Annotated in this window: 18 protein-coding genes and 3 pseudogenes; 10 read left to right on the forward strand and 11 right to left on the reverse strand. The window is 70.6% G+C overall.

Annotation, left to right across the window (positions count from 1 at the left end; translation table 11 throughout):
- Positions 1–198 precede the first annotated feature (198 nt).
- On the reverse strand, positions 199–969 hold the full coding sequence (locus ACFXMG_RS35805) for an XRE family transcriptional regulator (protein WP_383820929.1): 771 nt from the start codon (positions 967–969) through the stop codon (positions 199–201).
- Between the two features lie 440 nt (positions 970–1409).
- On the opposite strand from ACFXMG_RS35805, the gene ACFXMG_RS35810 reads away from it, so the two are divergent.
- Positions 1410–3044 carry a nucleobase:cation symporter-2 family protein gene (locus ACFXMG_RS35810; RefSeq protein ID WP_383821036.1) on the forward strand — a complete coding sequence of 545 codons (1635 nt, stop codon included), beginning with the start codon at positions 1410–1412 and terminating at the stop codon, positions 3042–3044.
- A gap of 256 nt (positions 3045–3300) precedes the next feature.
- On the opposite strand, the gene ACFXMG_RS35815 is transcribed toward ACFXMG_RS35810, so the two are convergent.
- The 3 genes from ACFXMG_RS35815 to ACFXMG_RS35825 form a co-directional block, all read right to left on the reverse strand.
- Positions 3301–4221 carry a hypothetical protein gene (locus ACFXMG_RS35815; protein WP_383820927.1) on the reverse strand — a complete coding sequence of 307 codons (921 nt, stop codon included), beginning with the start codon at positions 4219–4221 and terminating at the stop codon, positions 3301–3303.
- Positions 4222–4576: 355 nt separating this feature from the next.
- Complete coding sequence (locus tag ACFXMG_RS35820; protein ID WP_383820925.1) at positions 4577–5341, reverse strand: hypothetical protein; 765 nt, start codon at positions 5339–5341, stop codon at positions 4577–4579.
- A 339-nt stretch (positions 5342–5680) separates the two neighbouring features.
- Positions 5681–5809 (reverse strand): hypothetical protein, encoded by a 129-nt coding sequence (locus ACFXMG_RS35825; protein WP_383820923.1) that lies wholly within the window; start codon positions 5807–5809, stop codon positions 5681–5683.
- Between ACFXMG_RS35825 and ACFXMG_RS35830 the strand changes: the two are divergent.
- Positions 5762–5974 (forward strand): annotated as a pseudogene (locus tag ACFXMG_RS35830) (P-loop NTPase fold protein); the annotation flags it as partial. The gene ACFXMG_RS35825 and the pseudogene ACFXMG_RS35830 overlap by 48 nt on opposite strands.
- Positions 5975–6000: 26 nt before the next feature.
- On the opposite strand, the pseudogene ACFXMG_RS35835 reads toward ACFXMG_RS35830, so the two are convergent.
- The 4 genes and pseudogenes from ACFXMG_RS35835 to ACFXMG_RS35850 all read right to left on the reverse strand — a co-directional run.
- A pseudogene (locus ACFXMG_RS35835) lies at positions 6001–6276 on the reverse strand (hypothetical protein); the annotation flags it as partial.
- 60 nt (positions 6277–6336) lie between these two features.
- Positions 6337–6780 carry a hypothetical protein gene (locus tag ACFXMG_RS35840; protein WP_383820921.1) on the reverse strand — a complete coding sequence of 148 codons (444 nt, stop codon included), beginning with the start codon at positions 6778–6780 and terminating at the stop codon, positions 6337–6339.
- A gap of 32 nt (positions 6781–6812) precedes the next feature.
- A complete protein-coding gene (locus tag ACFXMG_RS35845; protein WP_383820918.1) occupies positions 6813–8354 on the reverse strand; it encodes a restriction endonuclease fold toxin-2 domain-containing protein in 1542 nt (513 codons plus the stop codon).
- Complete coding sequence (locus ACFXMG_RS35850) at positions 8351–9037, reverse strand: ATP-binding protein (protein WP_383820916.1); 687 nt, start codon at positions 9035–9037, stop codon at positions 8351–8353. Before ACFXMG_RS35850 ends, ACFXMG_RS35845 begins: the two co-directional genes overlap by 4 nt.
- A gap of 331 nt (positions 9038–9368) precedes the next feature.
- Between ACFXMG_RS35850 and ACFXMG_RS35855 the strand changes: the two are divergent.
- Positions 9369–9991, forward strand: a pseudogene (locus ACFXMG_RS35855) (nucleotidyltransferase domain-containing protein).
- On the opposite strand, the gene ACFXMG_RS35860 reads toward ACFXMG_RS35855, so the two are convergent.
- The 3 genes from ACFXMG_RS35860 to ACFXMG_RS35870 are packed head-to-tail and all read right to left on the reverse strand — an operon-like array spanning position 9978 to position 13087.
- Positions 9978–10436, reverse strand: coding sequence for a PPC domain-containing DNA-binding protein (locus ACFXMG_RS35860; RefSeq protein ID WP_383820913.1), 459 nt, complete (start codon positions 10434–10436; stop codon positions 9978–9980). The pseudogene ACFXMG_RS35855 and the gene ACFXMG_RS35860 overlap by 14 nt on opposite strands.
- Before the next feature lie 27 nt (positions 10437–10463).
- Positions 10464–11465 (reverse strand): asparaginase, encoded by a 1002-nt coding sequence (locus ACFXMG_RS35865; protein ID WP_383820911.1) that lies wholly within the window; start codon positions 11463–11465, stop codon positions 10464–10466.
- 59 nt (positions 11466–11524) lie between these two features.
- The gene (locus ACFXMG_RS35870) at positions 11525–13087 is read right to left on the reverse strand and encodes a helix-turn-helix domain-containing protein (RefSeq protein WP_383820909.1); all 1563 of its coding nucleotides are present in this window, start codon (positions 13085–13087) and stop codon (positions 11525–11527) included.
- 156 nt (positions 13088–13243) lie between these two features.
- On the opposite strand from ACFXMG_RS35870, the gene ACFXMG_RS35875 reads away from it, so the two are divergent.
- Genes ACFXMG_RS35875 through ACFXMG_RS35905 form a run of 7 tightly spaced genes read left to right on the forward strand, consistent with a single transcriptional unit; the run spans position 13244 to position 18465 of the window.
- A complete protein-coding gene (locus ACFXMG_RS35875) occupies positions 13244–14005 on the forward strand; it encodes a hypothetical protein (protein ID WP_383820907.1) in 762 nt (253 codons plus the stop codon).
- A complete protein-coding gene (locus ACFXMG_RS35880) occupies positions 14002–14688 on the forward strand; it encodes a thymidylate kinase (protein WP_383820904.1) in 687 nt (228 codons plus the stop codon). The genes ACFXMG_RS35875 and ACFXMG_RS35880 overlap by 4 nt, the downstream gene beginning before the upstream one ends.
- Positions 14681–15550, forward strand: a complete 870-nt coding sequence (locus ACFXMG_RS35885) for an isocitrate lyase/phosphoenolpyruvate mutase family protein (RefSeq protein ID WP_383820902.1) — start codon at positions 14681–14683, stop codon at positions 15548–15550. Before ACFXMG_RS35880 ends, ACFXMG_RS35885 begins: the two co-directional genes overlap by 8 nt.
- A 29-nt stretch (positions 15551–15579) precedes the next feature.
- On the forward strand, positions 15580–16011 hold the full coding sequence (locus tag ACFXMG_RS35890; RefSeq protein ID WP_383820900.1) for an NUDIX domain-containing protein: 432 nt from the start codon (positions 15580–15582) through the stop codon (positions 16009–16011).
- 5 nt (positions 16012–16016) lie between these two features.
- Positions 16017–16682 (forward strand): TylF/MycF/NovP-related O-methyltransferase, encoded by a 666-nt coding sequence (locus tag ACFXMG_RS35895; RefSeq protein ID WP_383820897.1) that lies wholly within the window; start codon positions 16017–16019, stop codon positions 16680–16682.
- Positions 16679–17602, forward strand: coding sequence for an NAD(P)-dependent oxidoreductase (locus ACFXMG_RS35900; protein ID WP_383820894.1), 924 nt, complete (start codon positions 16679–16681; stop codon positions 17600–17602). The genes ACFXMG_RS35895 and ACFXMG_RS35900 overlap by 4 nt, the downstream gene beginning before the upstream one ends.
- Positions 17599–18465 (forward strand): hypothetical protein, encoded by an 867-nt coding sequence (locus ACFXMG_RS35905; RefSeq protein WP_383820891.1) that lies wholly within the window; start codon positions 17599–17601, stop codon positions 18463–18465. The genes ACFXMG_RS35900 and ACFXMG_RS35905 overlap by 4 nt, the downstream gene beginning before the upstream one ends.
- The last annotated feature ends 8 nt before the right edge of the window (positions 18466–18473 follow it).

An 18473-nucleotide genomic window follows, 5' to 3' on the forward strand; every position in this document is an offset into this window, starting at 1 on the left:
GCGGCTGGAGGCCACCGGCCTGCGTGGCCGTGGCGCGCCGGAGAGCGGGGAGTGGGGATCCGAAGGGGAGGCAGGAGGGGGTTCGTGTCCCGGGGGTCCCGCGGTTCTTCGGCCGGCCGCCGCGCATCTGTCCGGGATGCGCGCGGTGCCACTCCGTCCGGCGGAGTCGGAACAGTTCCTCACGGTGGGGGTCGGGTGTCAAGGGGTGGAACGGCCCCGTTCCCGGGGCGGTGCCTGGGCCGGTTCCTGGCCCGGTTCCCGGGGCGGTTCCTGGGCCGGGCGCAGTGCCTCGCGGAGCTGGTGCCAGAGGTACAGGTCGATGCGTTCGAGGAAGTCGGCGGCCCGTGCCTCGGCCGCCTGGCGGGGAGGCCCGCCCGTCGCACCCTCCAGCCGCTGGTAGACGAGGTGGAGGCGTTCTAGGGCGTGGCGCAGCACGGCAGGGTCGAGCGGCACGATGCGCGTGAGGGGACCCACGTAGTGGGGCCACCAGGTGGTGACGGCCTCACGGAGCAGTACCCGGAGCTGGGCGGCCGTGCCGCAGGCGGCGACGAAGCAGGCGGGCGGCGGGCACAGGGTCCTCAGGAGGGCCGCGGTCTGGGCGGGTGTGCCCTGCCAGCGGTTCCGCCGTTCGGCCTCCTCCCACCGGCCGCGGGTGATGCCGAGCGCCGTCGCGGTCTCGTTGACGGTGAGTCCGGCGACGGTACGGCACTGGGCCAGGGTGGTCGCCTCCCCGACGAGGTCGGCCGGGGAGCACCACAGGGCGGCCGCGAGGGCCTGCACCTGGGCGCTGTCGGGCACGGCGGTGCCGGCTTCCCAGGCGCCGACCAGGTCGGGGTGGAGCGGGGAACCGCGGTAGGCGGCGACGGCCCAGGCGACCTGTCCGAGCGTCAGGCCGAGGTGCGTACGCATCGCCGTGGCGCGGGCGGGGGCGAAGGGGGGCAGGGAGTACGGATCGTCTGCGGGTGGCATAGCGGGACACCGTAGGGAGCGGGCGGGCTCCGGCCAAGGGCCCGGGAGTCCGCGACACGGGCCCCGCCGGTGCGGAGCCGGTGCCTTTGTCGGATCTCCCGAGAGCGAGGGCGCCCGTGACCTCGCGGTTTACGGAAAGGGGCCGTGCGGGGACGCCGGTCGGAGCCTGCGGCTACTGGCGGATCCTCCAGAATCCGGTGCGAACTACAGCGCCCGCTTGGGGGAGTTGACGAGGGGTGAAGGGGGTCCTAGAGTCCCGTCCCGTCCACAACGGAAAAGTATTTCCGTGATGCGAAACCAGCGGTGTCGGTTGCTGCCCACCCCATGCAGCGCGATCCGCCGGCCAGCCCCGGTTCGGGCCGTCCCCCGGCGCCGGTCACCCTTGCCCGCACGCCCTCGGCAGTCCCTGCCCGCGGGCGGTGTCCCGAGGACCTGCCTTGTTGCCCCGCGCCTCCGTCCGTACCTCAGCCCGTAACGCCGCCCGCAACTCAGCCCGTAACGCTGCCCGTACCGCCGCCCGCGCCTCCGCCCGCACCCCGGAAACGTCTCCGCATCCGGTCGACGAGATCCTTCCCGCCCGCCGCCTGCTGCCCGCCGCCCTCCAGCACGTGGCCGGCATGTACGCGGGCCTGACCGCCCCACCGCTGATCATCGGCAGCGCCCTGGGCCTGACCGCGCCTCAGCTCTCCGCGCTGCTGGCCGCGGGTCTGCTGATCGCGGGACTCGGCACCATCGCCCAGACCCTCGGCGTCTTCGGCGTCGGCGCCAGGCTGCCGCTGGTCAACGGCGTCTCGTTCGCCGTGGTCTCGCCTGCGCTCGCCACCGCCGCCGCCCAAGGGCGTGACGACGCCCTCCCGGCGATCTTCGGCGCCACGCTCGTGGCCGGCCTCCTCTGTCTCCTGCTCGCCCCCGTCTTCTGCCGGCTGGTCAGGTTCTTCCCACCGGTCGTCAGCGGCTGCGTCATCACCCTGGTCGGCGTCTCCCTGCTGCCGATCGCCGGCACCTGGGCCCGCGGCGGCGACCCCGAGGCCCCCGGCTTCGGCTCCCCCGCCGACCTGACCCTGGCGGCGGCGACCCTCGCCATCACCCTGGCCGTCCACCGGATGCTCTCCGGCCGCTTCCTCGGCCGGATCGCCGTCCTCATCGGCATGCTGGCCGGCACCCTGATCGCCGTCCCGCTGGGCAAGGTCGACCTCGACCCCCTCACCCAGGCACCGCTGTTCGCCCTGCCCGTGCCGTTCGGGTTCGGCGCGCCGCAGTTCGTTCCCACCGTGATCGCCACCGCCGTGGTCGTCATGCTCGTCTCCATGACGGAGTCCACCGCCTCCCTGCTGGCCCTGGGCGCCGTGACCGAGCGGCCGACCCAGGACTCGACCATCGCCGGAAGCCTCCGCGCCCTCGGCCTGGCCACGGCGCTCGGCGGCGTCCTCGGCGCGTTCACCAGCACGGCGTACGCGCAGAACGTCGGCCTGGTCGCCCTCAGCCGGATCCGCAGCCGCTACGTCGTCACGCTCTGCGGCGCCGTCCTCGTCCTCATGGGCTTCGTCCCGGTCCTGGGATCCCTGGTCGCCCTCGTTCCCCTGCCCGTCCTCGGCGGCGCGGGGGTGGTCTTCTTCGGCGCCGTCGCCGTCGCGGGCATCCGCACCCTGGCCAAGGCCGCCCTCGGCACCGGCCACAACGCCCTGATCGTCTCCGTCACCCTCGCCTTCGGCCTCTTCCCCGTCCTCGACCCGGGCTTCTACGACCGCCTCCCCGCGCCGGCGGCCACCGTCCTCGGCTCGGGCATCACCGCCGGCTGCCTGGTGGCGGTCCTCCTCAACTACCTCCTCAACCACCTGGGCCGCGGCACCGAGGCCGACCCCGACACGGCCCCCCGAGAACCGCTCACCACCCTCGCCGCCCCGACCGCCCCGACCGCCCCGCCCTCCGCGGACTGGTCCCCCTTCCGTCCCTCCACCCACCCGGCCACCCCGACCCACCCCGCACCACCCGTCGCCTGGCCCTACCTGACCACCCCCACGGACACCGGCGCCCCCAGCCAGCCCCCCACCCGCCAGGCACCCAGCGGGCCGTAGCCGAGGCCCGGGACGATCGCGACCGACTCGGTCAGCCCAGGAAGCTCAGTCGGACCTGGCGGTCCGGGTTGTCCTTGTTGGTGTCCGCCAACCTCCGCTAGGACAACCCCAGCCTATCCGGATGGCAACGCACGCCGGATCAGCCGTGGCCGTCCCCTCGCGGGGTGACGCCCACGGCTGAAGTATCCGCTCGGCATGAGGTGGAGGCCGTTCCCAGCCCATCACGCTGGCGTCACGGCTTCCTTGCCGGCCCGGATCACGAGTCGTAGCGTTCGGTCACCACCATCGCCGTCCCTGCGAGCACTGCTCCCGCAGGCGCCTCAGCCCACTCGGCGAGCAGCAGCGGCTTCTCGTCCACGGACTTCAGCAAGTGAGCGATCTCATCGGCAGTCGGCGCGACCGGAAGGGCGCAGCAGACCCTGGCATGGCCTGTCGCGCTGGTGTGGTTCCCCGGCTCCTCCTCGGGATCGTCCGGCACCCAACGACCGACCTCGATCTCCCACGAAGCTTCGTCGTCGCCTGGTTCCGGCGCTTCGATCGTCAGGTAGAAGCCGTCGGAGTCGTACGGCTCCACGAAGAGGCGACAGCTGGGGTCGTCGAGTGAAGCCAACACGTCGCCGCCCTGAGAGTGCGCGGTGACCAGCACCCGGAGGGCGGCGACCGCCATACCCCGTTCCTCCGAGGTGAATCCCGATTCACGTCGGTCGAGCTGCTCGCGCGTCTCGTCGCTCAGCGTGTCCAGCCCGTCGTCAAACTTCACGAAGGGGTGCCCGAACTCCCAGCAGCGCTCGGTCTCCGGCTCTTCCTCTGAGGAAGTTCCCGAGAAGTCCGCGAGTCCTGTCTGCAACCCGTGCTTCTCTGCCTCCAGTTCGGATCGGATCGCCCTACTGACCGTGTCGGGGAGAGCCGCCACGACACTTTCCAGGTCGGCGAGCGCCTGGTGAAGCCGCAGGCAGACGTACTCGTACCACAGACTGTGGGCGCCGCCGAGAAGAGCGGTGCGGGCGGCAGGGTCGGTCAGCGCGGCGAGGTGGGTGCGCGGGTAGTAGCCCACACGCCGTTCCCGGCGGTCGTGGATGCTGACAGGGACGGTAGCGAAGGCGGAGATCCGATTGAGGGCGTCGACGACAGGAACCGCGAGGGGAGGCTCGGCAAGACTCGTCACGGTCTTGGACACGACGCCATCCGGACCCTGGTAGGTCGCCAGGATCTGGGTTTTTCCACGAGCGGCGTGCTGAGAGTAGATAGTCAAGGAAACGCCTTTCGGCTGTCCGGCACACGACGGCCGGACAGAACAGGTGCACAGGAAGCGGGAAGGAGGTGGTGGCGAGGGCGCTTTCCGACGCTCCGTACCTCAAAACGACTGGAGGTGGCCCAGGTACCGTCCCAGGCTCCATTCCTGCCCGCAGGCTAGCGCATACCCTGCGCGCCGCGAGCAGATACTCTCCCCGCTCGGACGCAAGGACGGGTGACTGGCCAAACCGCGTCGCAACCGGACTCGATGACGCCGCCTGCGGATTGAGACAGGGGTGTCAGTAGCGACGCGCGTCGGACAGTGCGGCGGCGGCACTGCGAACCTCGCCGGCAGCTGAATCGAGTTGCGTTGGCAGATCTGCCAGCCGGGCCAGACTGTTCGCAGCCGCTGCCAGGAGAGGCGCACTGTCTTGAAGGTGTCGCAGACCGTCACTCGCCTCGCGGAGCCAGGGAGCGTTGTCCTGCAAATGACCGAGCCCTTGGCTTGCCTGGTACAGCATCCACGCCGCGTCCGGGGACACGGGACGCATGCCACGCAGTTCGTCCAGATCCGAGCGGAGCAGGCTCACCAGCGAAGCCAGCTCTGGCATGCGTTCCGCGATCGCCCCGAGGAGCGGGCCAAGCCGCTCGACGTACGCTTCCTGCGCCTCATGGATCATCTCGACCAGCCGCCGCTCCGTGAGCCCCGTAAGACCCGCAAGCGCCTCCTGCCCATCCGCTTCACGCTCGGCTTTCCACTCTTCAAGCAGCGCAACTGTGTACCGCTCACCCTCCGCTCCGTCGACCCGCTTGTGGTGGACGTTGCACAGCAGAATCAGATTGGCAAAGCTGTTCCGCTGGTCCACCGTCCAGGTCGGGTCGAAGCGCTTACCGTCCGGCTTCAGGGCGCGGATGTGGGCGATGTCCAGGTTCATCACCGGTTCCCCGTCGATCATCCGCACAGTCGGAGCCCCACAGCGTGGCGCGTAGCAGCCGCCACGAGCCAGTGTCATCAACGCCGCCACGGTGGCATTGCTGTAGTTGCGGCGGAGCTTCTCACCCATGATCGACCACATCCTCATCGAGCGACATCACCCAGCAACGTAGCGACGACCACTGACAAACGCCCTCACCTACGCAACACGGCAAGGCCATCCTCGGCAGCGTCGCCGCGCACCACACTTGGCGGCCTGGTTGCGGGCGGACGGATTGCCCACGCCGGCGATGTGCACGTCGCGTCCGGTCAGCCCGCCGCCGATGCCGGCTGCGTACGACGCCGGACCGCACCGCAAAGACACCCGTACGCGCAGTTCGGCCGAACTTCCGCCACCACTGCCCACTGCCAGTGCCCAGGTCTATCGTCATGCGTGACGGTTCGAGAATATGACAGTGTCATGCGTCAGCTACTGCCGTAACGCGGGTGCGCGGGGATCGGAGTGAACGTGGCGGGTGGGGGCGGTGGTCGGCTGGAGTCGGACGACCTGGTGCAGGATCGGGAGATCGAGGACGGCCGAGGCGACCGACTCGCTCATGGCCATATCGCAGGACAGCTGCACCACCTGGTGTGCTCCGTTCCGACACCTACGAACATCGCCGTGTGGGGGCCATGGGGGTCGGGCAAGTCAGGTGTGGCCAACCTCCTCCGAGGGGAGCTGGCCAGGGACCGAGGTGTGCGGTTCGTGCGCTTCGACGCGTTCAAGTACGCGGAGAACCCGCTGCGCAGCCCCCAGCCCGCCCACCGCTCGCAGTCGCTGTCCCCTGGAGCCAGGGGCTCGACGACGCCGTTGGTGGTCTCGTCCAGCAGGGCGTCGAGGGCCTCGTGCTGCCGGCGGCCGTACGGGAAGGCGTGTCGCATCTGCTGGATGAGGGCAGGGTGGCGCTTGGCCAGCACACTCCAGGCGAACGAGCCGGGCTCGTTGCTCAGGATGACCGGCGCACCCATAGGGCCGACGTCGCGACTTGACTCGTCGTCCGAGGCGCGGGAGGTCTTCTCATTCATGGTGTCCAAGCCCTTCGCATGTCGCTCACGTGGCCGTGATCCCCAGGGGTGTGCTCGCTGTCAGTCCAGGCCGCCGGTGGCTTCGAGATGAGCGAGGAAGGCGGCCACGAGGCGGGGGCGGGGCACGTCGGGGACGAGCTCGTCGGGCAGGTCGGCTTCGAGGCCCCACTCCGTGTTGAAGGTGATGCTGCTGCCGTCCGGGACGACGCCCCACAGCCACTTGACGAACTCCGCTGCGGCATGGGCCGTGCAGTCCTCGACGGCGATGCCTTCCGGGGACAGCTTGGCCATGCCCTCCAGCTCCTCCTCACCGACCGTGATGCCGAAGTGCATGACGGACCCACGAACGGGACCTTCGTCTCCCTCGTCGATGCGAGTGAACGCATCCGTCTTCCGCTCGCGCAGCTTGGCCTCGATCAGTTCGTAGGTCAGGCCCCATGTGGAGCCCTCGGCGGGGCCGAAGACGTACATGGTGCGGAGTTCGGCCAGTTCGGACGCGTCCACGCGTTCGCTCCCTCATCGTGTGCTGCCGTTGGTCAGGGTGCGTACCGGGCGTAGCCCTTGACGCCGTAGGCCGCCATCATCACGCGCCAGTAGGCCACGGAATCAGCGTTGTTGGTGACCGTCTCCACGCCCCGCATCTCCTTGTTGCGCGGGTCGTTGAGAGCGGCGTTGTACTTCGTGAGCTCCTTGCGGTCCTTGTCGTACAGGAAGTCCTTCTTGCCGGACTGGTGGTTCGCGCGGAGTTCGTCGAGCGAGCGGTAGCACGGCTTGTTCGGGTTGTTGACGTACTTGGCCTCGATCGCCATGCCGTCGCGGTCACGGAAGCCGTCGACCATCAGGGTGCTGTTGGCGCTGATGCCGAGCGGGATGGGGACCTCGTACTCGGGGTATCCGGCGACCCGCCTCTGGTAGGCGACCTCGGCGGGCTTCCCGCCGGACACGTCTCCGGCACGCAGCGAGTTCAACCACGTCTGGAAGTTCTGCTGCTCGGGAGCGGTGAGGGGCGGGAAGCGCGGGTCCGGCGGCGTCGGCGGAGGCATCGGCTGTACGCGGGGGCCGTTCGGCGGGCGGTAGCCCACGGGGACCACGAGGGGCACTCGGATCAGCGGGGCGAGGAAGGGCGGCAGGGACGGAAGGGGCAGGAAGCCGCCCCCGTCCGGCTGCGGCATGGGGACCTTGGCCTGTGAGCTGTCGAGCGCCGGCGGGATGTTGCCCAGGCGCGCGATGCGCATGTCGCCGGTGACGAGCTCGTGCAGGCCGCCGTCGTGTCCCTCGCCGCCGAACAGCGGCCGCTCCCAGATGGCGAGCGGCTCGCCGAAGAGGGGGCTTTCCTCGTCCGGGATCCGCTTCAGCGCCGTTTCGATGTGATCCGCGTACGCGTCGCAGGCATGGGCGATCATCCGGCAGGCGGACGGCAGGTTCGCCATCAGGGTCTCGTCCTCGCCGACCGCGGAGGGAGGCGGGGTCTTACCGACGAACACGGTGAAGAAGGTCTGGACGGCTGCGGCGGTCTCGCCGAGCTGCTGGGCGGTCGCAATGCGCCAGGCGCTTTCGGAGTCCCAGTAGGCGTCGTCCAGGATGCCCGCCGCCGAACGCCAGGCGTTGGACGTCTTGCGGAGCTTGTCCCGCTGACCGTGGAAGCGCGAGCTGAGCAGGTACTGGTCGGTCCAGCTGGTCTCGCCGACGACCTCGGGCAGATCCTCGGCGTTGTGGCTGGCGCGCGGATTGCAGTCCGGCCTCGCCGGCTGCGCCCCGATGTCGGGCGCCACGCTCTGGCCGAGCAGGGACGCGGCGATCGCGCTCTCCTGCTTGAGGAACTCCTCGGTGGCCTTGAGCATGGCGCCCGCTCCGTTCGCCATCACTTGGTGGGCGAGACCGGCCGCCTCGAAGACGGTCTTCACGGCCGGCTTGTAGACGGCGGCGAAGGCCCGGCCGGCGTTGTCGTCACCCGCCATCCCGCCATGGGCGCTGAGCTCCGTGAACAGCAGACCCAGCATGTCGTAGATCAGGTCCCGCAGCCGCACCATGGTCCACGAAGCGTTGACGTAGTTCCCTGCCTTGTGCTGAAGATTCAAGACTCCCCCGTGCCCTTGGCCACCAGGCTGTTCGATGGACCGTACATGTCGGCGAGGGGAGGAGCTCCGCCACACCGGGCACGTGGAGCATCTGTGGCCGATTCCTGCCGGAAGCGGGCCTGACCGCTGCCGTCGTGGGATTCTGATGTGTTGTCAAGCTGCCGGAGCTTCGACTCGTTCCCGGACCGGGATGCCCGAGTGCCGTCCGCGTCACTCCCGTCGGGCGGGTCCGGCAACGCCGGGGCCAGCGCGATCCAGGCGGCCTTGGCGCCACGTTCCGTGACGTGGAACCCCCACTGCCCCTGGGCCAGCTCGTTCACGATGCGCAGACCCCGGCCACGCTCGACGAGCAACCCGCCCTCCTCCTCGGCCGGTTCGTCGTCCGACGACGACGTGGCACTTCGGTAGAGGCCCCCGGGAAGGAGCGGGTCCCCGTCATGGATCTCGCAGATGTACCGCTCGGCGGCCGAGCGGACGTGTACCTCGTAGGGGCCGTACGCGTGCTCGTGCGCGTTCGCCACGAGCTCCGAGACGGCCAGGACGCCGTCACTGACGACGTCCCCGGACAGCCCCAGTTCCCTGAGGACACGTCGCAGGACCACGCGGGCTTCGCCCGTCGGGTTGGGAGTGCGGTCGGTCCAGCGGTACACGAGGCCGAGAGCGGCGGATGGCGCGCTGATCATCGGGCGACGGACCTCCTGTGGGTGACAGCGATGGCCTTCTCCCGGGGCTGCGACGCGGTCGCGGAAGTACGGCCAGTACGCCGCTGAGAGGCATACGGCCGCAGGAAGCACATGGCTTCGGACACGCGGCCCCGGAAGGATCGTGGCTCAAGCACCGGCCACGAGGCCGGTCGCGAGTCACGCGCTCAACGATGGATGCCGGTGTCCCTGATGCTCATGGGCGTTTATGAGCGCAGGGGGTGCGGGCGGGGGTGACAGGGCCCTGCAGCGAGACCGTCGACCCGCCGCTGGCCTTCGCCTCCACCCCTCTGATCACTGGGAGTATGGACGGGTGAGTGCTGACGTGTTGGGACGCTGGGTGCCGGATCGTCCCGAGGATGTGGCTGCGGTCTTCGCCAAGGCGGACTTCCCGTGGTGGATCGCCGGTGGCTACGCGATCGAACTCGCGGTCGGCCGCGAGCTGCGCGTACACGGCGATCTCGATGTCCTCGTCCTCCGGCGCGACCAGGCCCTCGTACGTGGCCTGCTGGCCGACTGGGACCTGCACGTGGCGGACCCGCCCGGCCAGGGAGAGCTTCGGCCGTGCGTCCCGGAGAGGTCCTTCGGCCGCCGCTCCACGACATCTGGTGCCGCCGCACACCCAAGGAGCCCTGGTCGGTGCAGCTCATGCTGGACGAGGCCGAGGGCACCCAGTGGGTCTCGCGGCGTGACCCGGCGATCCGCCTCCCGATCGACCGGCTCGGACGCACGACCGAGACGGGCATCCCGTATCTCGCGCCCGAGGTCCAGCTCTTCTACAAGGCGAAGGCGACCCGGGACAAGGACGAGACCGACTTCGAAGCGGTGCTGCCGCTGCTCGACGCTCCGGCATGCGCCTGGCTGGCGGACGCGATCAGGGTGATCGCGCCTGGCCACCACTGGCTCCGCCGGCTCCTGCCGGTCAGCCGAACGTGAGCAGCGGGACGTCGTAGAGGTCGGGGTTCCGGGGCCGGGTCATCGGGGGCGACGTGACCTCCACGACCATCAGCTCGCTGAGGAACTGGACCTTGGCGCTGAGGAGGTGGCTCGTCCTGCCGTCGGCCGACTGGGCCTTCAGGCCGGCGGAGACGTGGATGTGCGGGAGTATCCCGCCGGTGGCCGGGTCGTGGGCGAGGGTGCCGGCGCCGAACGCCTCGACGTTGGTGACGTACGTCTTCGCCCAGACCGGTGCGTCCGGGTCGGCGAGCTTCTCGCAGGCGCCTACGATCTCGGCCGCCGCGAAGGCGCCGATGAACGAGGGGATGTAGCCCTGCCGTACGCCGTTGTCCCGGCAGAAGGTGGACAGCGCCTCGAAGAAGTCCTCCCCGTGGTCGAAGGTGACGCCGAAGGTACGGCCTACGGTCAGCTGGTGAGCACGCATGTGCGGGTGTCTCCTGAAGAGGTGGGGTCAGCGGGCGAAGGCGGTGGTGAAGGTCTCTCGGACCGCCGCCCCGTCGGCGCCCTGGGCGAGCAGGGCCTGCAGCAGGAGCCGGGCCTGGTACGGGCCGAGGTCGCCGGCGCCGATGAGTCCTCGCCCGAGGAGGTCCTTCTCCGAGCCGGGGAAGCCGTACGTGTCAGACAGGACGGGGCCGTTGCCGATGCGGGAGGCAAGGACCACGGGGATGCGGGACGCGAGCTTGGTGAGCCCTTCCACGAGACGCTCCGGGACGTGGCCGACGCCGAAGGCCGCGACCACGAGCCCGTCGCAGCTTCCGTCCCACAGGTCGAGCAGTGCACCGTCGTCGCCAAGGGTGACGACGTAGAGCCCGACTCGTGCCTCACGGTCGGGGGCTCCGACGAGCGGTCCGCGGGGCGGTAGGCCGCCCGCAATCCGCACCCGGTTCTCCGCGACCCGCGCGATCGGTCCGCACGACGGGGAGGTGAAGGCGGCTGGGCTGGTGGTGTGGGACTTGCGGACGGTCCGGGCCGAGTGGATCTCGTCGCCGAGGACGACGAGGCAGCCGGCGCCCCGGAGTCCAGGGTCGGCGGCGGCCAGGACAGCGGCGTAGAGGTTGGCCGGACCGTCGGCGCCGGGGAGGGTGGGGTTGCGCATCGCGCCGGTGACGACGACCGGCTGCTCGTGGCCGTGGTAGAGGTCGAGGAGGAAGGCGGTCTCCTCGATGGTGTCGGTGCCCTGGGTGATGACGACGCCGTCGACGTCTCCGGTCTCCAGCTCCGCCGCGATCGCGGCCGACAGCGCGGTGAGGTCCTGGAAGGTCAGGGAGGCGCCGGGCAGACGGCGGAAGTCCCGCACCTTGAGGCTGATGCCGCTCGTGGCCAGGGCGGGTACGGCGGCGAGGAGTTCGTGGGCGGAGAGCGCGGGTACGACGCCTCCGGTGGTGGGATCGGTGGTCATGGCGATCGTGCCGCCGAGGGAGAAGACCGCCACGTTCCTGACCGACTCCGTCATGTCCCCTGCTCCCCTGTCCGGACGCCGCCGAGCGCGGCCTCGCGAGTGGTTCAGGCAGGCTATCCGGTCGGCGCCGTCCGGGTACGTGGAATGATCACCAGCTGCTCGGCCACGAACCGGCAGGCGGCCTCCAGCCCTTCGAGGCCGAGCAACCGGCTGCGCGGCCGGGCCAGCCGCTCCGTGCCGACGGCCGACAACTGTGCGCACCGGCGACCGAGCCAGGAGACGTCGAGGCCGAGGTACTCCGCCGTTGCCGCGAGGCGCTGTCCGGCCTGGTCGGCCGCCGTAGCCGAGTGGTGGCTGACGTGGCCGGTCACGTCAGCGAACGTGCGCAGGGCTCCCGGCCGCGCGGTGACCGCGAGGTGGGACGCCCCCTCGGTCCGTACCCAAGAGGCGATGACGGCCCGGCGCCCATGGGCGAGAGCGAAGCCGTCGGTGTGGGCGAAGCCTCCGTCGTCGGTCACCCACGTACGGATACCGAAGGACTCCAAGAGCGCGATGGCGAGGAACAGCAGAACGCGCTCGTACGCCGGCGAGGAGGCGACCGCCGTCTCGGGGACGCAGAACCCCCGGCCGCTGGTACCGCCTGGACGCCGGGGCACCATTCGTTCGAGGTAGCGGTACTTGTGCCGGAAGAACAGCCAGGTGGCGGCCTCCTCACCGCGCTGTTCCCTGGTCCAGAAGACGGGTGCGTCGCCCAGGTGGTCACGGTGGCCCAGGATGTACCGGGCCGCGGTCTCCGAGCCGATCAGCATCGTGGACACTTCGGTCAGGCCGTGGTCGGAGGCGAGCGGCGAGCCTGGGGAAGCGGTGAGCGAAGCCAGCGAGGTGTGCAGGGCCTGGTCGTCGCCGAGCAGGGCCGCCTCGAATCCCGACACGGCCCACAGGATGCCGTACGTCAGGTCGTCCAGTTCGTACGCGGCAGGGATGTCGACCGGGTCAGAGGCGGTGCCACGTACGCCGCTCAGCCTGGCGTCGGTGACGAACTGCCGGACCGCCCCGTCGACCGTGCGGTTCGCGACGACGAGCGCACGCATTGGCATGGTGCGCCAGGCGTCCAGCTCCGGGCGGGAGTCGAGTCGCAGGCTGTCCCCGATGAAGGAGGCCGCGGGAAGGGTCAGCACGGGAATTGCCGTCGTCGGGACGGACCGGCCGGCGGGTAACAGAAGCTGGCTTGGGCCTTCGGGCAGCACCACATACCCACGGGCTCCGGTGTCCGCCGTTCCCGGTCGGCCTGTGGAGTCCGGGGTATGCGGATCGGCCGTGGGCAGGAGCCCGAGCAGTTCCTCCGGAACACCCAATGCATCGGTCCATTGGACGAACTGCCGTCGGTCGCGGATCTGTTTGAGCCCGCGCTCGAGTCTGCTGACCTCGGCTTGGTCGATGCTGACCATCCGCGCCACGCCGGCCTGGGAGAGGCCCGTGTGCTTCCTGAACAGCTTGACGACGGTGCCGAGTTCCCAAGCGGCCACGGCTCGCCGGACCGTCGGGTCACGCCAGAAGGCCGGGTCGGCCCGTCGGGCGGCCGGCCCGTCCTGACACGAGGCGCATCGCGTACCGGCGTTGAAGCGACTGAGAAGGGCACCGCAGCGCGTACACCGCCGCTGTCCGCTGTCGACCATGGTCGGCATTCTCCCTCGCTCTGCGACCACCCGAACACGTTCCGCTGGTGGCGCTCATAAACACTCATGAGCGTGGGCCTTCGTGGCGGCCATCGTGGTGGAGCACCACCGACCGGAGCCGCGTGCCGCGACTCCCCGGACGTGAGGATCCGACCTGTGACCTCCTTGACCCTGCCGCCCCGGCCACCCGGTTCGCCACCGCTGGCCCATGCCTGGCAGACGCTGGCGGACGGGCTGCTGACCCAGCGGCTCCATCTCCATCTCGACGAATGGCGAGCTGCCGTCGCCGAGGAGAAGGCGCTGCCCGACGTGCCGGGCGCCGATGTCTCCGTGCTGGCCCAGCGCCCGTCTCCGCTGCCGGCGGCCGACGAGTCCGCTATGGCGCTGCTGGAGGACGCCGGGCTCGGCTTCTGGTGGGAGCTGCCCCAGCGGCACGGAGCGGAGTCACGGAACCGGCGCGGGGCACTTCACCGCGCCGCCGACACCGCTGCCCAGAACCTCCTCGTGGAACGGTCCGGGGCGGCCTGGTCCGACGCCGTGACCGCCGTCAGCGCCGCCGCCGCCTGGTGGGTGGGCTTCTTCACGGTCATCCGCCACCGCGGGGTGCACCACATCACGCTGGAGCCGCACCCGGGCCCGCTCCACGAGCAGGCCCTGGGCACCGCGGTGAGCGTCGTGGCCCACGGCATGGCCACGCGGGTGCTGGAGGCGGCGCTGCTTGACTCCGACGACGACCCGGCCCTCCGCGCCGCGTACTGCCGGGCCATCGAGGCCGGCATCTGCGCCGAGCCCGAGCTGCCCCGCCTCATCGACGAGTTGGCGGAGCTCCGGCTTGTGGACCTGGTGTCCACCACGGCCCGTTGGCGTGGTCGCTTCACCAAGTACGCCGGCGGCACGGGGGCGGGGCAGGTCGAATGAACCACCGCTATCCGTTCATCGTCATCGAGGGGCTCGACGGCACCGGCAAGACGACGCTGCGCAAGGGCCTGTTCCGGCTCTGGGAGGGGCTCTACGGCGTCACCCCGCTGTGCGTGCTCACCACCAACTTCCTCGCCGCCGACCAGGCCGCCGCCATCGTCACCGGCAAGTACCAGCCGAACGCCGGGAACCGTGACACCTACCTGTCCGCGATCGCGGCGGACAAGCGGGCCACGCTGGATCTCCTCGTGCTCCCCCAGCGGCCGGCACGGCCCGTGATCGCGGATCGCTGGCTCCTCAGCGAGCTGGCCTTCTTCGCCGTGAAGCACGGCATGAGGGCGTCGGAGACGTACGAGACGCTGGCCGCGCAGCTCACCGTGGCCCCGGATCTCACGCTCGTCCTGGACCTGGAGACCGACGCCTCGATGAGCCGGGCGCAGGCCCGCCAGGGTGACGCCGTCCGGGCCGACTGGGACGTGCACGACGTCCAGAGCTGGGTGCGCGAGACCTACGAGGCCGTGGTCGCGAAGCCCGACGAGTTCCCGCTCCTCGGCGACGTGGTCCGCCTCGACGCCCGCCGGCCCCGGTCCGAGGTGCTGCTCACCGCCTGGGACGTACTGCGCGAACGGCAGCTGGTGCCGTCGCTCGGCGCCCACGCGGATGGAGGAGAGACCCATGGCTGACGGCACGCAGGCGATGCATCTACGTGAGGCCCTCGACGACAGCGAGCGGAAGCACCCTCTCCTGGCGATCGGTGCGGTGAACGCGCTCGCCGCGCACGTCGCGGCGGAGGCGGGCTTCGACGCCCTGTGGGTGAGCGGTCTGGAGGTGTCGGCGGCCTCCGGGCTGCCTGACGCCAACGTCCTGGGCCCACGGGACCTGTCCGACGTGGTCGCCTCGCTCGGCCGTGTCACCGAACTGCCCGTCGTCGTGGACATCGACAACGCGGGTGGCTCGGGGCGCACGGCGGAGCGGTTCGCGTACGACCTGATGCGCGCCGGAGCCGCGGCGGTGTGTGTCGAGGACAGCGCGTACCCGAAGTGCAACAGCTTCGCGGCCCACCGGGCCCAGAACCTCGCCGACCGGGACCTGCTGTGCGAGCAGGTGGGGCGCATACGGAAGGTCGCCGGTGACGGCCTCGTGGTCGTGGCCCGCACCGAGGCCCTGATCGCCGGTGAGGACATGGCCACGGCGATCGCCCGCGCCGAGGCGTACGCTGAGGCCGGAGCGGATGCGGTGCTCATCCACTCCAAGGACGCGACCGGTGAGCAGGCGCGGGCCATCGGGCGAGCGTGGAATCACGGCGTGCCGCTGGTCAGCGTGCCCACGGCGTTCCCCGACCTGAGCGCCGCCGAACTCGGCGAGGCCGGCTTCCACCTCTGCATCTACGCGAACCAGCTCAGCCGTGCCGCCCTCGCGGGTATGCGCGCCGCCGCCCGTCAGTTCCGGCGCGGAGGGAGTTTCCGCTCCACCGTCGCGGGGTCCCTCGCGGAGGTCGGCGACCTGATGCGCGTCGGCGAACCGGAGGCGCTGTCGTGCCTCTGACATCCGAACTGCCTCGGATCAGTGTCTCCGTGAAGGCGGCGATCGTGCGCGACGACGCCGTCCTGCTGCTGTCGTACGACGACGAGGCCGGGTTCCACTACAACCTTCCCGGCGGCAAGGCCCAGGTCGGCGAGGATCTGCGCCAGGCTGTGAACCGCAAGGTCGCACTGGAGACTGGCCTGCAGGTCGTGGCCCGGCGTCTGCTGTGCGTCGTCGAGTACGTCCCCGAGTCGTGGAAGGGCGAGTTCGGGGACGTACAGAAGGTTCAGTTCAACTTCCTCGCGGAGCAGGTGGACGACGCAGAGCCGCGCATGCCGGAACCGCCGGACCCCATCCAGGTGGGCTTCGAGTGGGTCTCGCTGGAACGTCTGGGCGACGTGTATCTGCTACCCCGGATCAACCGCCCGCTGTCCGCGGCGTTGAGCGGGGAACTCGCCGACCCCTTCGTGGACAGGTGGTGACCTTCATGGATCCGACGTTGAAGGATCTGCGGGAGTGGCTGCTGCGGCAGCACTCCGGAACGGTCTGTGCCGACCGGCTCCGGGTGATCGCCGACGAGCTCGCCAACCTGATCGCCCGCGGCGTGCCGGGCGCCGTGGTGGAACTTGGCTGCTACAGGGGCGCGATGGCCCTCTGGATCCGTAGCGTGCTCGACTCGCTGGGCGACCGCGACCGCGAGATCCACGTCTACGACTCCTTCCAGGGCATGCCCGCGCCCGGCGCCGAGGACTCGGACCATCTGGCAGCGGGCGAGCTCCGGTCATCCCCGGATGACGTGCGAGTCACGCACTCGGCCTGGGGCAGGCCGGCGCCGGTCATCCACCCGGGATGGTTCGACGAGACCCTTCCCAAGGAGTTGCCCGACGAGATCGCGTTCGCTTACCTGGACGGCGACTTCTACGACTCGACCCTCACGGGACTCACGCACTGCGTCACCCGCCTGATGCCGACGGGCGTGCTGCTCGTCGACGACTACGCGGACACGGCGGTCAATCCACGGGCCTGGGACGGGCTCCCGGGGGTGAAGCGCGCCTGCGACGTGTACTTCGGCGCGCCTTCGCCCGTGACCGTCGTCGTCGGCGAGGGCGATCTCGCCTTCGGCCGGTACGAGAACCCAGAGTTCCCCGGATGAGCGCCGTCCTGGTGCTACGCGGTGCGGCGGACGCGAGCGCGATCCGCCGCGCCCTGCCCGATGTCCTCGTACACGAGTTGCCAGACCTGGACTCGCCTCTGCCCGCCGACACGGCCGTGCTCGTCCTGCGTTCCGGCGTTCGTCTCCGCGAGAGGGAGCTGGACGCGCTCCCTCACCTGCGGCACGTCGTACGGACCGGCTCCGGCATCAACCACATCGACGTGAACGCCCTCCGGCACCGTGGCATCACGCTGCACCGCAACGCCGAGGCCGGCGCGGACGCCGTGGGCGAGTGGGTCCTCGCCGCTGCCCTCTCCCTGGCCCGACGGATTCCCTTGGGGCAGCACGCGCTCCTGCTCGGCCGGCACGAGAAGCAGGCGTGCATGGGAGCGTCACTCGGCAGCCTGGCCGCGGGTATCTGGGGCGCAGGCCCGGTGGGGCTGGCCGCCGACTGGGCTCTGGCCCCCTTCATGGGCGGGACGGCCTTCGCCGCGTGGCCGTCGAACCCTCCCGGTCTGCGGGAGCTGTCGCCGACAGCGCTCATGGAGCAGTCGCAGGTACACGTGATCGCTCTGCCGCTGCGTCGCACGACCGAACAGCTCATCGGCGAGGACTTCCTGGCACGCGTCGCTCCGCAGCGGCCTCTACTCATCTGCGCAGGGCGGCTGGAGACCCTCGACGTCGCCGCCTGCCTGCGGGCGCTAGCCGACGGGAGGCTCTCGGGCCTCGCCCTCGACCCAGTCGAGCGGGAGCACCTGCCGCTCCTGACCGGCTCCACGACACCGCTCAACCTCCTGGCCTCGCCCCACATCGGCGCCCAGCGGTCCGACGTGCGCGACGCGCTCGACATATGGGCCATAGATCTCCTCAGGGAGATCACCGCTGACGACAAGATCCTGATCGAGGAAGGCCACCGGTGAACCCATCGGCACGACTGCGCCGGGAGATCGCCGACAGAGTCGCCCAGGCGCTGATCGCGTCCGGCGAGGCCCGCGAGGTCTGGCTGGAGGGAGCCCTTGCCTGCGGCTTCGCCCACGCGGCGAGCGACATCGACCTGCGTGGCATCGTGGACGGCGACCTTCCGACGTGGGAGTCACGCATCGTGGACGGCGTCCGCGTCGACCTCCAGGCGACGGCCCCGCAGCGGGCGGAGGAACTCCGTCACCTGCTCCGCTCCTTCGATGTCCGCCGCGACGACCTCGGATCGTTCCGCCGGGTACGCGCCTCGATGCACGACCTCATGTGTCTGCGTACCGCCCTCTCGTACGGCGCCGGGCGCTGGGATCCGGTACTCGCTCCCGAGGAGTGCCAGGGCTACCGCCGCTGGGCGGTCGCCGACCAAGCCGAGGTCGCTGCGAGTCTCGCGGAGGACCTGACCGGCCTCGTCGAGGACGGCCTGGCCGAATCGGCCGGCGTCGTGTGCCGGAAGCTGGCGACCTGCCTCACCGCGCTCGGCTGCGCGGCGGCCGGCCACCCGGTCCTCGGCGACAAGTGGCTGCCGCTGCTTGCCGAGGCGCAGCCCCGCCCGTCGATCGACCCGGCTCGCGCAGAGACGTGGGAGTGGTTCCGTCCGGTTCAGCGAGGCGTGACGAGAGCGCTTCTGGACTGCTGGCCCGTCGACGACCCACTGCAGAAACCTCCCCATCTTGGTGCCCCTGACGCCGGTTGGCTGCCCCAGCGGTACGCCGACGGGTGGTTCCTTCGCCGTGGCGACGTCCACATCCCCATCGCTGGCGGACAGCTCCTCGGGTGGCTGTCCACGGTCTCCACCGATGACGCGTAGACCGCGCC

The organism is Streptomyces sp. NPDC059201 (genome assembly GCF_042754585.1).
Taxonomy (GTDB): domain Bacteria; phylum Actinomycetota; class Actinomycetes; order Streptomycetales; family Streptomycetaceae; genus Streptomyces.

Coding starts and splice junctions, on each gene's coding strand:
- ACFXMG_RS35895 (WP_383820897.1), top strand. CDS start 16,017: ATGGATCCGACGTTGAAGGATCTGCGGGAGTGGCTGCTGCGGCAGCAC.
- ACFXMG_RS35820 (WP_383820925.1), bottom strand. CDS start 5,341: ATGGGTGAGAAGCTCCGCCGCAACTACAGCAATGCCACCGTGGCGGCG.
- ACFXMG_RS35880 (WP_383820904.1), top strand. CDS start 14,002: ATGAACCACCGCTATCCGTTCATCGTCATCGAGGGGCTCGACGGCACC.
- ACFXMG_RS35885 (WP_383820902.1), top strand. CDS start 14,681: ATGGCTGACGGCACGCAGGCGATGCATCTACGTGAGGCCCTCGACGAC.
- ACFXMG_RS35825 (WP_383820923.1), bottom strand. CDS start 5,809: ATGAGCGAGTCGGTCGCCTCGGCCGTCCTCGATCTCCCGATCCTGCAC.
- ACFXMG_RS35850 (WP_383820916.1), bottom strand. CDS start 9,037: ATGATCAGCGCGCCATCCGCCGCTCTCGGCCTCGTGTACCGCTGGACC.
- ACFXMG_RS35865 (WP_383820911.1), bottom strand. CDS start 11,465: ATGACGGAGTCGGTCAGGAACGTGGCGGTCTTCTCCCTCGGCGGCACG.
- ACFXMG_RS35900 (WP_383820894.1), top strand. CDS start 16,679: ATGAGCGCCGTCCTGGTGCTACGCGGTGCGGCGGACGCGAGCGCGATC.
- ACFXMG_RS35870 (WP_383820909.1), bottom strand. CDS start 13,087: ATGGTCGACAGCGGACAGCGGCGGTGTACGCGCTGCGGTGCCCTTCTC.
- ACFXMG_RS35860 (WP_383820913.1), bottom strand. CDS start 10,436: ATGCGTGCTCACCAGCTGACCGTAGGCCGTACCTTCGGCGTCACCTTC.
- ACFXMG_RS35805 (WP_383820929.1), bottom strand. CDS start 969: ATGCCACCCGCAGACGATCCGTACTCCCTGCCCCCCTTCGCCCCCGCC.